11 protein-coding genes are annotated in these 14,516 nt (G+C 50.0%); 3 read left to right on the top strand and 8 right to left on the bottom strand.

The window, feature by feature from the left end:
- Positions 1-18: 18 nt before the first annotated feature.
- From LHL18_RS13450 to guaB, 6 genes are all read right to left on the bottom strand, one after another.
- Positions 19-1,353: a sigma-54-dependent transcriptional regulator gene (locus LHL18_RS13450; protein ID WP_226767451.1), complete on the bottom strand. Its 1,335-nt coding sequence runs from the start codon at positions 1,351-1,353 to the stop codon at positions 19-21.
- Positions 1,354-1,550: 197 nt separating this feature from the next.
- Entirely contained in the window at positions 1,551-2,078 is a 528-nt protein-coding gene (locus tag LHL18_RS13445) for an SRPBCC family protein (protein WP_226767450.1), read from the bottom strand.
- On the bottom strand, positions 2,059-3,681 hold the full coding sequence (locus LHL18_RS13440; protein ID WP_226767449.1) for an MAP7 domain-containing protein: 1,623 nt from the start codon (positions 3,679-3,681) through the stop codon (positions 2,059-2,061). The genes LHL18_RS13445 and LHL18_RS13440 overlap by 20 nt, the downstream gene beginning before the upstream one ends.
- Positions 3,678-4,262, bottom strand: a complete 585-nt coding sequence (locus LHL18_RS13435; RefSeq protein WP_134057642.1) for a hypothetical protein — start codon at positions 4,260-4,262, stop codon at positions 3,678-3,680. Before LHL18_RS13435 ends, LHL18_RS13440 begins: the two co-directional genes overlap by 4 nt.
- A gap of 240 nt (positions 4,263-4,502) precedes the next feature.
- Positions 4,503-6,080: a glutamine-hydrolyzing GMP synthase gene (gene guaA / locus LHL18_RS13430; RefSeq protein WP_134057644.1), complete on the bottom strand. Its 1,578-nt coding sequence runs from the start codon at positions 6,078-6,080 to the stop codon at positions 4,503-4,505.
- Between the two features lie 57 nt (positions 6,081-6,137).
- Positions 6,138-7,607 (bottom strand): IMP dehydrogenase, encoded by a 1,470-nt coding sequence (guaB, locus tag LHL18_RS13425; protein ID WP_226767448.1) that lies wholly within the window; start codon positions 7,605-7,607, stop codon positions 6,138-6,140.
- Between the two features lie 138 nt (positions 7,608-7,745).
- Between guaB and xseA the strand changes: the two genes are divergently transcribed.
- The 3 genes from xseA (at position 7,746) to LHL18_RS13410 (ending at position 10,658) form a co-directional block, all read left to right on the top strand.
- The gene (xseA, locus tag LHL18_RS13420; protein ID WP_226767447.1) at positions 7,746-9,083 is read left to right on the top strand and encodes an exodeoxyribonuclease VII large subunit; all 1,338 of its coding nucleotides are present in this window, start codon (positions 7,746-7,748) and stop codon (positions 9,081-9,083) included.
- Positions 9,084-9,138: 55 nt separating this feature from the next.
- On the top strand, positions 9,139-9,708 hold the full coding sequence (locus LHL18_RS13415) for a gamma-glutamylcyclotransferase (RefSeq protein ID WP_226767446.1): 570 nt from the start codon (positions 9,139-9,141) through the stop codon (positions 9,706-9,708).
- A gap of 161 nt (positions 9,709-9,869) precedes the next feature.
- Positions 9,870-10,658, top strand: a complete 789-nt coding sequence (locus LHL18_RS13410; RefSeq protein ID WP_226767445.1) for a ferredoxin--NADP reductase — start codon at positions 9,870-9,872, stop codon at positions 10,656-10,658.
- 70 nt (positions 10,659-10,728) lie between these two features.
- On the opposite strand, the gene LHL18_RS13405 is transcribed toward LHL18_RS13410, so the two are convergent.
- Entirely contained in the window at positions 10,729-12,984 is a 2,256-nt protein-coding gene (locus LHL18_RS13405; RefSeq protein WP_134057654.1) for an arginine/lysine/ornithine decarboxylase, read from the bottom strand.
- Between the two features lie 10 nt (positions 12,985-12,994).
- Positions 12,995-14,473 carry a ribosome biogenesis GTPase Der gene (gene der / locus LHL18_RS13400; protein WP_226767444.1) on the bottom strand — a complete coding sequence of 493 codons (1,479 nt, stop codon included), beginning with the start codon at positions 14,471-14,473 and terminating at the stop codon, positions 12,995-12,997.
- Between the last annotated feature and the right edge of the window lie 43 nt (positions 14,474-14,516).

The following is a 14,516-nucleotide window of genomic DNA, read 5'->3' as shown; positions in this document are numbered from 1 at the left end:
CTTCCCCTGTTTGCAAACTTAACTAAACTCGCCCAGGCCGCCATACGCATTTAAGCGGTTATACAGGGTTTTAACACTGACACCCAGCATATCGGCAGCCAAGGTTTTGTTACCATTGACTTTTTTCAGCGTCAGATAAATGAGTTCTTTTTCAACTTCCTCTATCGTCTTACCGGGTGTCAGCCCTGTCTGCTCTTTTTTCACCGCCGAAAAGGGTGATGCAAAAGAGACTGGCAGCTCAATTTCTTTTTTTGCCGGATCGCTCATGATATAAGCACGGTGAATAGTGTGACGCAGCTCCCTGACATTACCCGGCCAGTCAAAGCTGGCCAGCCGCTGTAGCTGGGCGTCAGTTAAGTGATAATCCGTATTATTCTCTTCGTTTAAACTGGCCAGAAATGCTTTTGCCAGTAATGGAATATCTTCGGATCGTTCGCGCAGCGGTGGGATCTCTATCGGAAACACTGCCAGCCGAAAGTAAATATCTTCACGCAAAATATTCTGCTCGGCAATATTCTGCATGCTTCTGTTAGTAGCCGACACTACCCGGCAATCGACGGCGATCTCTTTGCTGCCGCCAACACGGATAATCTTCTTCGTTTCCAGCACCCGCAATAAATTCGGCTGCATGTCCAGCGGCATTTCGGTTACTTCGTCCAGAAATAACGTGCCGCCCTGCGCCCGTTCAAACACCCCGGCTTTTTGCGCAACAGCACCGGTAAAAGCGCCTTTTTCATGGCCGAACAGTTCACTGCCGATCAGCTCTTTTGACAAGCCGCCGCAGTTAGTTGCAACCAGTGGGCCGGCCGTTTTGCTGGCAGTGTGAATGGCAGACGCAACAACCTCTTTCCCTACACCACTCTCGCCCATCAGCATTACATTAGCATTTGACGCCGCAACGCGCTCTATCATGGTATACAGTTGCTGCATCGGTTCAGACTCACCGATCAAACAATCAAAGTGCTTTTTAACCTGGTTTGCAGCAGCTTTTTTGATTTTAGCTTTGCCCGGGCTAAGCACTTGCTCCAGCGCTTCGCGCTGAATAGGTTTAAGCAAATAATCAACCTTGGGCCCGCAAAGCTCAGCAATGATCGATTTAACCGACGGGTGGCCGGTGATAAAAGTCACTTTCGGTACCGGAAACAGCTGCTGCACCCGGTCCATCAAATGGATGCCACTGCCATCCGGCAGCATGAAATCCAACAGAATATGGTCAAAGTTGTTGTGCTGCAGCCATTCTGTTGCTTCCTCCAGATTGGCGGCAACAGACACCGTGTGCCCTAAAAAGTCGATGATGTGACTGGCAACGTCAGTAAATTCGCGGTCATCATCTACAAGTAATATCGATAACAAGGCTCAAATCTCATATCAGTCAATTAACTATCGTTATTTTTGTACCAGCTAAGGAAACAATATAACGCAATAACAGTCTCATACTAAGTGTTTAGCACGAGCCTGAATAGTGATTTATTAATTATTTGTTGAAATCTGTTTGATGTCGAGCAAGTGAAAAGATACTGTGCCACAGGCCTTGTCAGGCTCTAATTAAGCTATTCGTTACGCTCGCATAACGCTTTTAGTTTCTGTAATGCTAAAGGCCAGGTATCCTGCATATATTGCTCATACTCCGGTGCAATATCCTGCTCAACTCTAAGCTCTGTAACACCATCAGTGTTATGAAAATAATAGTTTTCAAAAGCCGGCGCCCAGCTGGTGACATTGTCACTGCTAAAATCGTCTTTGCCGCCAACAATAAAGCCCAGATGCTTTATCGAGATAAACTCCAGCGGCTCGTTCACGGCAATAGTGGCAACCATACCATTACCAGACGGTGATAAAAACCTTATGGTTTCGCCTTGCTGCCAGCTGCCTTTAAAATACGACCCCTCACAAAACGCCGAGGTCCAGTTGCGGTAACCAACATCAGACAGCATACGCTGCCAAACCGTCTGTACCGGTGCGTTAATCACAACACTGAAGTTAAGTTGTTTTACATTGCGCATTTGATGCCAGCCTCTGCTGCTTAAGCGTTTCACCAGACTTGTACAGACATTGCTGTCAGCTACAACCGGTAACATCTATTGTTTCAACTATAACATCTTCGTCTTTGCACGCCAGTCGCTGCGGCATTAAGGACTCTGCGGACAAACACCCCAAGCCCATACCGGTAAAGTTATACTGTGTCGCTTTTACACCAACCCCTTTTGGTGTACCCGGACAACGAGCTTCGTAGTGCACGGAAATACAAGAAGAATAATGTGAAATTACTTTCGGCAATGGGTTTGATGGCCGATCGCCAATCAGACGATACGGTTTGTCTTTGCCATCACATTGCTTTGCACCTAAACGGATAGAACGCCGATAAACAGCCAGATAATCAGACCAGGCTTGTTTCTTTTCCTGTTCAGCGCGCTGAGCAGCCAAGCGTTGTTGCTCAACACGTTGTCTGGCTTCCAGCTCACGTTGTGCCCGCTCCTGAGCGGCCTTTTCCGCAGCCAGCCGTTGCTGCTCGGCGCGTTGTCTGGCTTCCAACTCGCGTTGCTGCCGCTCCTGTTCAGCACGTTGTGCCGCCAGACGCTGCTTCTCAGCTTGCTCATCAGCAGTACGCTGCACCCGCGCCTGATCGAAGCCGGCCTGAGTAGCCTGAGTCGCCATACTATCGACCTGACTGTACATGCCTATTTGCTGCGCCGCCTGCAATGCTCCTTCGTTGTCGCGGCGCAACTTTGCCAAAGTCGTGGCATCCGTCGTTTTGGCTATTTGCTGATTACGGTAAGCAATACCCTCAGCCAATTGTTTAGCCAATGCCTCGCGGCCGGCTTGCTGCTCGGCCGCTTTTTGTTGCTGCACTGCGAGCTGGCGCTGCCGCTTTGCTTCGGCCTGAGCCTGCGCCTGAGCATTGGCCTGCGCCTGCAAGTTGCGGTAGTAGGCATCTTGCTGCGCTTGTTGCGCCTGATAATTAGCCATTTCGGCATTTAATGTATTTTGAAACTCCGGGCTGGCGGCAACTTCAACCACAGCACCAGCTACTTCACCTACACCCTCAATAACTGCGATAGTGCCCTCCATTGCCGCAACAAAACCATTTGCCAGTACCATACCAACATTACAGCCCAAGCTAGAGCCTTCGCCTAATTCTTGCTGAATAGTTGCAGCCAACGCGTCAGCTGTTGCTGCAAAACCGGCGTCAGCCTGCGTTCTGCGCAGCTGTAATAAAAAGTGTTTCAAATTACCCGCCATCGCAGCATCAAAATCGTTGCTGTCACCATTCATTGGCGCACGGGTAGTAATAGCAAAGCTGGTTATCTCACGACCAGCATCAAGAAAACGGTAAGTAAGCGACAGTGAGCCCGGGCTGGTTTTACAACCGTCTTCGTTAACACTGCCACTTTGAATACCACGCTCTATTTCCAGTCGCAGTCGCGGAGCACTGGCTGACTGAAAATAATTGCTACCACGCAGCGCCGCACGCAGATCGCCCATGTATTCCAGCCAGTCACCGCTGGTTCCTTCTTTAAATTCGACAACACCGAGCCGATAAGGCAGAAAGGGTTCCGGCGCGCTTACACTTTGTAACCATTCTGGTGCAGGCTGATAGCGCCCAGCATTGGCGCCAGCAGAACAACCTAACAGCAACAGGCAGAGCACATTGCGTATGGTGAATAACAAACGGGCACTCATTCAAACGAACCCTGTTCAATCCACAACCGAACCACACTGTCATGTGCTTCAGTGCGGGCTTTAGATTTGGCGGCATCAGTACCGCTTAATGTCGAGGAGAACGAAATTAGCCCCACGGCTTCATCCCACTGCGCCGGCGTCTCTATCGAGTGAATAAGTTCCTGCCCCGCCCACAGTTCATAATTAATATTGGCGCTATAACTAAATACCGCCGGTACCACCCCCAGCGTGATCAGAACCGTGGTCGCCCCTGCTGCACCGGTCCATTCACCGGTAATATCCTTTGCTACGCCTTCGGCTACCCTGACACGAAAGTTTGCCATGCCGCTGCTTACCGGGTTAAAACCATGGCTTTGCAGTACCTGTTTAATCTCTTCGTAGCGTATGCTGCGTTGCTCCGCTATCTCTTCTGCGTCAAGTTCGTCAAGGGGCGAAATATCGAGCGTATATTCTACAAGTACGGTTGCGTTGGCGGCGTCAAAGCCGGTTGTATCTGCCTTGCCTAATTTGGGAGCAGCGGCACAACCTGCCACACCAAAACACAGAACGAGTATGCCAATTGCTGTTGATAAGTTTGTCATATTTAGCATTCTTTTTTTATATGCAGTCGCTGGACTGCACCATCAAAAAAAGAATATTCTTTACCCTAAACACCAGTCAATAGAATGCTTATTGAATTGACAACAGCAAAACAGTGAAGAGCTGATTAATTTATAACCAACCATATCTACTAACAATAATACCTAAAAATGATACTTAGAATGAAATTCCTCGCCCGAAAAAAAAGCCAGCAATATGCTGGCTTTAGCTAAACGCAGGGCTTATTCCCACTCAATGGTGGCTGGTGGTTTACCGCTGATATCATAAACCACACGGGAAATACCATTGATTTCATTGATAATGCGGTTAGATACCTTGCCCAGTAAATCATACGGCAGGTGTGCCCAGTGCGCGGTCATAAAGTCGATAGTTTCTACTGCACGCAGTGATACTACCCAGTCGTACTTACGGGCATCACCCATAACCCCTACTGATTTCACCGGCAGGAACACGGCAAACGCCTGACTGACTTTATGGTATAACTCGGCTTTGTGCAGCTCTTCAATGAAGATGGCATCGGCGCGGCGCAGAATATCGCAGTATTCTTTTTTGATTTCGCCCAGTACCCGCACACCTAAACCTGGCCCCGGGAACGGGTGACGGTACAGCATGTCGTATGGCAGACCAAGCTCTAAGCCGACTTTGCGTACTTCGTCTTTGAACAGTTCGCGTAGCGGCTCGACCAGGCCCAGTTTCATATGCTCCGGTAAACCACCGACGTTGTGGTGCGATTTAATCACATGTGCTTTACCGGTGGCAGAGCCGGCCGATTCAATCACGTCAGGGTAAATGGTGCCTTGCGCCAGCCACTTGGCGTTAGCCAGCTTTTGCGCCTGCTCATCGAACACTTCAACAAACACGCGGCCGATGATTTTACGCTTGGCTTCCGGCTCATTCTCCCCGGCAAGTGCTGATAAGAAACGCTCTTCGGCATCGACTTTGATAATGTTCAGGCCGAAATGATCACCAAACATATCCATAACCTGCTTGCCTTCGTTCAGGCGCAGCAAGCCGTTATCAACAAACACACAGGTCAGGTTTTTACCGATAGCACGGTGCAGCAACATCGCCACCACTGAGCTATCCACGCCACCGGATAAGCCTAGAATAACCTGATCGTCACCAATTTGCTGTTTTAAGCGAATAACGGCATCTTCAATAATCGATGCCGGTGTCCACAGCTTGTCGCAACCGCAGATATCAACGACGAAGTGCTCCAGCATCCGCAGGCCCTGGCGGGTGTGGGTCACTTCCGGGTGGAATTGCACGCCGTAGAACTGACGCGCTTCATCTACCATACCGGCATGCGGGCAAGTGCTGGTACTGGCGCAGGTGATAAAGCCTTGCGGAATTTGCACTACTTTGTCGCCGTGGCTCATCCATACATCTAACAGAGCGTTGCCGTTGCTGCCGACATGATCTTCAATTTTGGCAAACAGGTCGTTTTCAGCAACCACTTCTACCTGAGCATAACCAAACTCACGCAGATCAGAGCCCTGCACCTTACCGCCCAGTTGCTCTGCCATCGTCTGCATACCATAGCAAATGCCTAATACCGGCACACCGGCGTTAAACACGTACTCTGGTGCGCGCGGTGAGTTATGTTCATGCACACTTTCCGGGCCACCGGATAAAATAATACCGGTTGGGTTAAATTCACGAATTTGCTCTTCAGTGACATCCCAGGCCCACAATTCACAGTACACGCCAATTTCGCGCACGCGGCGGGCAATCAGCTGGGTATATTGCGAACCAAAGTCGAGAATTAAGATGCGGTGGTGATGAATGTTTTTGTTCATAGCGACCTTTAAAAAGTAAAGCGGCTGGGGTGAGCCAGCCGATGAAACCGAAACTGTTTAGCCTAAACGGTAGTTAGGGGCTTCTTTGGTGATCTGCACATCGTGCACATGCGACTCGCCCATTCCGGCGGAGGTTACCCGCACGAACTCAGGCTTAGTGCGTAAATCATCAATGGTCGGGCTACCGGTTAAACCCATGGCGCTGCGCAGGCCACCCATTTGCTGGTGAATAATGTTTTCCATTGGGCCTTTGTACGCCACACGGCCTTCAATACCTTCAGGTACCAGTTTCTCAGCATTGTTGCTGCCCTGGAAGTAACGATCTGACGAGCCATTGCGCTGCGCCATCGCGCCCAGTGACCCCATGCCGCGGTAAGATTTATAGTAACGGCCCTGATACAGCTCAACTTCGCCCGGTGCTTCTTCAGTACCGGCAAACATTGAACCCACCATTACGCAGTTGGCACCAGCGACTAAGGCTTTAGCGATATCACCAGAGAAGCGGATACCACCGTCGGCAATAATAGTGACATCGGTACCTGCCACGCCCATTACCGCTTCTGAAATGGCAGTAATTTGCGGCACACCACAACCGGTGACGATACGGGTAGTACAGATAGAGCCCGGGCCGATACCAACTTTAACGGCATTAGCACCGGCTTCCGCTAACGCCTTAGCACCTTCAGCGGTGGCCACGTTGCCGGCCACGATTTGTAACTCCGGGTACTGGGCACGGGTGTGTTTCACGCGGTCAATCACGCCCTGCGAGTGGCCGTGCGAGGTATCAATCAGCAGAATATCTACACCGGCTTCTACCAATGCTGCTATGCGCTCGTCAGTGCCCGGGCCTACGCCCACAGCGGCGCCTACGCGCAGGCGACCTAACTCATCTTTACAGGCGTTTGGCTTGCTGGCAGCTTTGTAGTAATCGCGTACCGTGATTAAGCCTTTAAGTTTAAATTCTTCGTCAACCACCAACACTTTTTCAATGCGATGCTGGTGCATCTTTTTAAAGGCTTCTTCACGCGGTGCCGTTTCCAGCACAGTGACTAAACGCTCACGCGGTGTCATCAGGCTGGAGACTTTTTCGTTATTGTTTGCTTCAAAGCTCATATCGCGGCTGGTTAACATACCTACCAGATTATGGCTGGCATCTACCACCGGAAAACCCGAGAAACCGTGCTGCTGCGCTAGCGCCTGCACCTCGCGGATCGTCATATCCGGGCCAACCGTTACCGGATCAGACACCACACCACTTTCGTACTTTTTCACTTTGCGAACGTTGGCAGCCTGCTCTTCAATGGTCATATTCTTATGAATAAAACCTAAGCCACCTTCCTGCGCCAGCGCAATGGCTAAGCGGGCTTCGGTTACTGTGTCCATAGACGCAGATACCATAGGAATATTCAGCGTGATGCTTTTAGTCAGTCGGGTGCGTAAATCGGCGGTGTGAGGTAGAACACTAGAGTGCGCCGGTACCAGTAACACGTCGTCAAAGGTAAGGGCTTCTTGTTTGATCCTGAGCATTGCAACAATCTCGCTGTGGCTGAAAAGATAGGGAATGTTGCGGCGCAATTTTAACGGTTTTGCACGCGTATCACAAAGCTTTTTTTGTTTTATGTTACGCTAGGCACAAAAGTCGCGGCAGCCAATACCATACAAGCTATGCAAAACCCTGATATCTACACCGTATCCCGTTTAAACAGTGAAGTACGTCTAACACTGGAGTTGCAGTTTCAAACACTGTGGCTGCAGGGTGAAGTGTCTAACTTTGTCGCGGCCGCCAGTGGCCATTGGTACTTCTCGTTAAAAGACAGCGCTGCCCAGGTAAAATGCGCCATGTTTAAAATGGCTAACCGCAACAGCACTTTTAGGCCACAAAACGGCCAGCAGGTGCTTATCCGTGCCCGTATCAGTGTGTACGAGCCGCGCGGCGAATATCAGTTACTGGCCGAATTTATTGAAAGCGCCGGTGCCGGTTTATTAAAGCAGCAGTTTGAGCAGTTAAAAGCCAAATTACAGGCCGAGGGCTTGTTTGACCCGGCGAATAAAAAGCCGTTGCCTGTGCAGGTACAGCGTGTTGGCATAATAACGTCACCCACCGGCGCAGCTGTGCGGGATATTGTTACCGTACTTAAGCGGCGCGCGCCGGGTATTGAAGTAATTATTTACCCCAGCCAGGTGCAAGGTGACAGCGCAGCTACCCAGCTTAGGAATATGCTCAGTACAGCGATACGCCGCAATGAAGTAGATGTATTAATTATTGGCCGTGGCGGCGGCTCTCTGGAAGACTTATGGTGTTTTAACGATGAATTGTTATGTCGTGCCGTTGCAGCCTGCCCGATTCCGATTGTAAGTGCCGTAGGTCATGAAATCGATTTTGCGCTAACCGACTTTGTCGCCGATATGCGCGCACCAACCCCCTCTGCTGCCGCAGAATTAGTGTCACCGGATCAATCGCACTTGTTGGAACGTATCAGCCGCTTGCGCAGTGCACTTATTCAGGCGCAGCGTGCCCGTATGCAACAGGTGGCGCCAAAGCTTATAAATCTGAGTCAGCGCTTATTGGCGCTACACCCGAAAAGGCGACTGGAGCAACAACAGCAACGGCTTGATGAACTGCAACTGCGTTTAACCGCCAGCATCAAACGCAACATATTAAGCGCGCAGCAACAACAGCAGTATCTGGACAAAAGCCTACGCCAGCTCTCCCCTGGCAAGGTGCTTACCCAACAAAAGCAATATATTAGCCAGTTGGAGCAACGGCTGAAACAAGCGCAGCAACAGCAGTTAAAGCAACATAAACAACGCTTAGCTCAATTAGGTAGCCAGCTAAACACTGTAAGCCCCCTCGCCACGTTAGCACGCGGTTACAGCATTACCTTTGATGAAAAACAACAGGTCGTAACCAATAGCAGCCAGCTAAAAGCCGGCGATAAGGTAGCCATTAAACTGGCAGAAGGCCGGTTTGATGCACAGGTGACTAAACTAAATGAAGTTTAGGTTTAGGCATTAATAAAGAATTCGAACAAAGTAAGATAATTGGCACTATAGATTGATGTCACATAACACTATTTCCCTTAATAAACAGCGCCAGCCACTGGATCACTTAGAATCTGTCTGGCTATTCGGCTACGGTTCATTGATTTATAAAACCGATTTTCCGTTTTTACACAGCAAACCCGCCTACATTTATGGCTGGCAGCGCCGGTTTTGGCAGGGCTCGCATGATCACCGTGGAACGCCAGAGGCGCCAGGGCGGGTATTAACACTGATAGAATCAGCCGGGGCACGTTGCGCCGGTATGGCGTATGAAGTGACACCCGATACCTTTGAACATTTGGACCATCGTGAGAAAAACGGTTATTTACGTATATTTACCCCGCTGCACTGGTTAGATGAAAGTGGCGAAACAGAAGGCGTGGTGTATTTAGCCGGTGCAGATAACGAGGCGTATCTGGGCCCTGCCAGTGATCATGACATTGCCGCCCATATCGCCAGAAGTCATGGCCCGAGCGGGCCGAACAGCGACTATGTACTTAAACTGGCACAGGCACTGCGCGATATGAGTGAGCACGATGAACATGTGTTTGCTATCGAAAAGCAGTTATTGGCGCTATTGTCATGACCAAACTGTCCACTGCATTGCAGCACCAAGTAAGAAACAAATAAATTTTTGCAGCTCACCGGCAATTATTGTCAGTAGACCGCACAACACGTTAATGATAACTATTATCAATTAATGTACTGTGGCATAATTGCGCTCAGGCCCATTCAGTAAGGACTGTCATGCGTAATATTGTTAGTGCCACTGTCACCGCTGTTCACCACTGGAATGACACGCTGTTTAGCTTTAAAACCACGCGGGAACCGTCTTTTCGCTTTGAAAGCGGCCAGTTTGTTATGATTGGGCTGGAAGTTGATGGCCGGCCACTGATGCGTGCCTACAGCATCGCCAGCCCCCACTACGAGGAAGAGCTTGAGTTCTTCAGCATTAAAGTGCCTGACGGCGCCCTGACATCAAGACTGCAAAATATCAACGTTGGCGATCCGGTTATGCTGACAGTGCGCCCTGCCGGTACGCTGGTCCCCGGTTATCTTATTCCCGGTAAACATTTGTATTTATTAAGCACCGGCACCGGGCTTGCGCCTTTTATGAGCATTATCCGTGATCCGTTTATTTATGACAGTTTCGACAAAATTGTTCTGGTACATGGTACGCGCTGGCGCTCAGAACTGGCCTATCAGCATGAAATTGAGCAGGTATTACCGGATAACCCTTACTTTGGCGAAGAAGTCCGCGCAAAGCTGATTTATTACCCGACAGTCACAAGAGAAGACTATGTAAGAAACGGTGTGCCACATCAGGGCCGCATTACTGATCTGCTCGACAGCGGTAAGCTATTACAAGATATCGGTATGCCAGCACTTAACCCTGAACATGACAGATTTATGCTATGCGGCAACGACGCCATGCTACAACAACTGATGGGTATGCTCGACCAGCGTGGCTTTGTAAAAGCCAATTCGCGCACTATGGGCCACTACGTGATAGAGCAGGCCTTTATCGAAAAATAGAGCGCTAAAAAAACCGGGCTGGTATAACACCAACCCGGTTTCTGTTTAGTAAAAGGCTAGAACGCCAGCGTTATTCTTTTACCACATCAATAAAGTACTTCACTTCACCATCTACCAGTTCACGCACTAAGCCGTGCACGTCGGTTTCAAAGCCCGGGAAGGCACTGTTAAAGGCACGGGTAAACTGCAGATAGTTGATGATCGTCTTATTGAAGCGCTCGCCCGGTACCATCAAGGGTATACCCGGCGGGTACGGTGTAACCAGCATAGCGGTAACACGGCCTTCAATATCATCAATCGATACCCGCTCAATCTCACGGTGCGCCATCTTGGCCCACGCATCGGCTGGTGTCATTGCCGTTTCAATGGTCGACAGATACATCTCTGTTGTAACCTTGGCTACATCGTACTTGCGATAGATATTGTGTATTTGCTGACACAAATCGCGCAGGCCGACTTTTTCATAACGCGGGTGCTTAGCCGCAAACTCTGGCATGACCCGCCATATTGGCTGGTTCTGATCATAGTCGTCTTTAAACTGCTGCAGCTCAGTTACCATTGAATTCCAGCGGCCTTTGGTAATACCGATGGTAAACATGATAAAGAATGAGTACAGGCCGGTTTTCTCAATAATAATACCGTGCTCAGCCAGATATTTACTGACAATAGCGGCAGGCATACCGTGTTCGTCAAACTGACCGTGCAGGTTTAACCCCGGCGTAATGATGGTAGCTTTAATCGGATCCAGAATGTTAAAGCCCGACTCTATCGCACCGAAACCGTGCCAGCTGTCGGTGGCATGCAGTGTCCAGTTGTCACGCGTACCCAACCCTTCTTCCGGTAACTCATCCGGGCCCCATACTTTAAACCACCAGTCGTCATCACCGTATTCGGCATCAACTTTGCGCATCGCACGGCGAAACTCTATCGCCTCCAGCAAGCTCTCTTCTACCAGCGCAGTACCACCCGGTGGCTCCATCATCGCCGCCGCTACGTCACAGCTGGCAATAATGGCGTACTGCGGGCTGGTCGAGCTGTGCATCAGGTAAGATTCGTTAAAACGATGCGTATCCAGGCTGCGCTTTTCAGCGTTCTGCACCAGAATTTGTGACGCCTGCGACAAGCCCGCCAGCAGCTTGTGGGTAGATTGGGTAGCAAAGACCACCGTTTCTTCTGACCGCGGCCGATCCTTACCAATAGCATGCATGTTTTTATAGAAATCGTGGAAGCTGGCATGTGGTAACCAGGCCTCGTCAAAATGCAGTGTATCGATAGTTGAGCCAAGCTCTTGTTTAATCTCTTCAACGTTATACAAAATGCCGTCGTAAGTACTTTGGGTAATGGTCAAAATACGCGGTTTTTTGTTTTTGGCATTGCGGGCAAACGGGTTAGCTGCAATCTTTTTCGCTATCGCTTCAGGTGAAAACTCGCTTTTCGGGATTGGCCCGATAATGCCGTAGTGGTTGCGCGTAGGCATTAAGAACACCGGTACGGCGCCGGTCATAATGATCGAATGCAAAATCGATTTATGACAGTTGCGGTCTACCACCACGATGTCGCCCGGCGCTACCACTGAGTGCCACACCATCTTGTTAGAGGTTGAGGTACCATTGGTAACAAAGAACAAATGGTCGCAGCTGAAAATCCGCGCCGCATTTTGCTCGCTTTGTGCCACCGGACCGGTGTGATCCAGTAATTGGCCTAATTCATCTACCGCGTTACAGACGTCTGCACGCAGCATGTTTTCACCAAAGAACTGATGAAACATCTGCCCGACCGGGCTTTTTAAGAAAGCAACACCACCCGAGTGACCCGGGCAGTGCCATGAATAAGAGCCGTCTGAAGCGTAATCCATCAGGGCGTTAAAAAACGGCGGCGCCAAGGCATCCAGGTATTTTTTCGCTTCGCGGATAATATGCTTGGCAACAAACTCTGGCGTGTCTTCAAACATATGAATAAAACCGTGCAGCTCACGCAGGACATCATTCGGTACATGCCGTGTGGTACGGGTTTCACCATAAAGGAAAATCGGAATATCAGCATTGCGCTTACGCACTTCTTTAACAAAGGTGCGCAGTTCCATCAGGGCCTTTTCGACTTCTTCTGGCGTGCCGGTACCAAACTCTTCATCGTCAATCGACAAAATAAAACAGGATGCGCGGCTGGCCTGCTGCGCAAAGGCGCTTAAATCGACATAACTGGTGTAACCGACCACTTCAAAGCCGTGGCTGCTGATAGCTTCAGCCAAATCACGGATGCCCGAGCCAGAGATATTCTCTGAGCGGAAGTCTTCGTCGATAACAATAACCGGGAAACGAAAATTCATGCCTGTATCCTTATTGATCCAGTTTCTTACGCGCTTTCATCAAGCGCTCGCGCTTGTACTTCTGTAGCGGTGTTTCGGTGTTCTTTTTCGTGGGTGCAAAGGGGTTGTCACCTTCGCGGAATTCGATGCGAATAGGTGTTCCCATCATTTGCAGCGCTTTACGGAAATAGTTCATCAGATAGCGCTTGTACGAGTCAGGTAAATCATCCACCTGGTTACCATGAATAACGATAAGCGGCGGGTTATAACCACCGGCATGGGCATACTTCAGTTTTACCCGGCGGCCATGCACCAGTGGCGGCTGGTGATCTTCCTGCGCCATTTTCATAATACGGGTCAAAAGTGCAGTGCTATGGCGTTTGGTGGCACTGTCAAAGGCTTCTTCTACCGACTCAAACAGGTTACCGACACCAGATCCATGCAGAGCAGAAATAAAATGCAAACGGGCAAAATCGATAAAACCTAAGCGGCGGTCCAGCTCACGTTTAACCTCATCTTTAATGCTGTCGTTTAAGCCATCCCACTTATTCACTGCGATAACCAGTGACCGGCCGGCATTTAGTACGAAGCCCAGAATACTTAAATCCTGATCGGAAATACCTAACCGGGCGTCCAGCACCAGAATAACCACGTTGGCATCTTCAATCGCCTGCAGCGTTTTGACAACCGAGAACTTCTCAACCATGTCATCAATTTTGCCACGGCGACGCACGCCGGCAGTATCAATTAAGGTGTAGTCACGCTCGTTACGCTGCATCGGAATATACACAGAGTCGCGCGTGGTACCTGGCATATCAAATACCACCACCCGCTCTTCACCGAGAATACGGTTGGTCAGCGTCGATTTACCCACATTTGGCCGGCCAACAATCGCCAGCTTAATATGCTCGTTGCGCAGGCGCTCGGCTTCAGCAGCTGCTTGCTCGTCGGTCAGTGTTTCCAGCGCCGGGCTTTCATCTTCGCTCTCGTCGGCGGTTAATGCCTGCTGTTGCTCTTCTGACAGCAGTGGCACCAGAGCCCGGTTCAGCAGTGCAGAAACCCCTCGACCATGTGCGGCAGCAATAGGGTATACATCTCCAAGGCCCAGGCTGTAAAAATCTGCCACGGCGGTGTCGGCGTCCAGACCATCGGTTTTGTTAGCCACAACAAAGACTTTCTTTTCGACTTTACGGATATGGGCGGCTATGGCTTCATCGCCAACGGTCGCACCAACCCGGGCGTCGACCATAAACAGCACTACATCTGCTTCGTCGATAGCTTTTAGTGACTGCTCAGCCATTTCAACTTCAATGCCCTGTTCATTACCATCAATACCACCGGTATCGACCACAATGAACTCCAGTCCTTCAAAATTAACCGAACCGTATTTGCGGTCGCGGGTCAGGCCGGGAAAGTCCGCCACCAGTGCATCACGGGTACGGGTTAAGCGGTTAAACAGCGTCGATTTTCCGACATTGGCTCGCCCTACAAGGGCAACGACAGGCAACATTATGTGAACCTCAAAAATAACAAAACAGGCCCGGTACAGGCCT

Source organism: Rheinheimera aquimaris (genome assembly GCF_020531985.1).
In the GTDB taxonomy this organism is placed as follows: Bacteria; Pseudomonadota; Gammaproteobacteria; order Enterobacterales; family Alteromonadaceae; genus Alishewanella; species Alishewanella aquimaris.
Note: the sequence above shows the minus strand (reverse complement) of the source record. Positions and strands in the feature narration are given on the sequence as shown.

Coding starts and splice junctions, on each gene's coding strand:
- xseA (WP_226767447.1), top strand. CDS start 7,746: ATGCAAAACCCTGATATCTACACCGTATCCCGTTTAAACAGTGAAGTA.
- LHL18_RS13415 (WP_226767446.1), top strand. CDS start 9,139: ATGTCACATAACACTATTTCCCTTAATAAACAGCGCCAGCCACTGGAT.
- LHL18_RS13440 (WP_226767449.1), bottom strand. CDS start 3,681: ATGAGTGCCCGTTTGTTATTCACCATACGCAATGTGCTCTGCCTGTTG.
- LHL18_RS13405 (WP_134057654.1), bottom strand. CDS start 12,984: ATGAATTTTCGTTTCCCGGTTATTGTTATCGACGAAGACTTCCGCTCA.
- guaA (WP_134057644.1), bottom strand. CDS start 6,080: ATGAACAAAAACATTCATCACCACCGCATCTTAATTCTCGACTTTGGT.
- der (WP_226767444.1), bottom strand. CDS start 14,473: ATGTTGCCTGTCGTTGCCCTTGTAGGGCGAGCCAATGTCGGAAAATCG.
- LHL18_RS13435 (WP_134057642.1), bottom strand. CDS start 4,262: ATGACAAACTTATCAACAGCAATTGGCATACTCGTTCTGTGTTTTGGT.
- guaB (WP_226767448.1), bottom strand. CDS start 7,607: ATGCTCAGGATCAAACAAGAAGCCCTTACCTTTGACGACGTGTTACTG.
- LHL18_RS13410 (WP_226767445.1), top strand. CDS start 9,870: ATGCGTAATATTGTTAGTGCCACTGTCACCGCTGTTCACCACTGGAAT.
- LHL18_RS13445 (WP_226767450.1), bottom strand. CDS start 2,078: ATGTTACCGGTTGTAGCTGACAGCAATGTCTGTACAAGTCTGGTGAAA.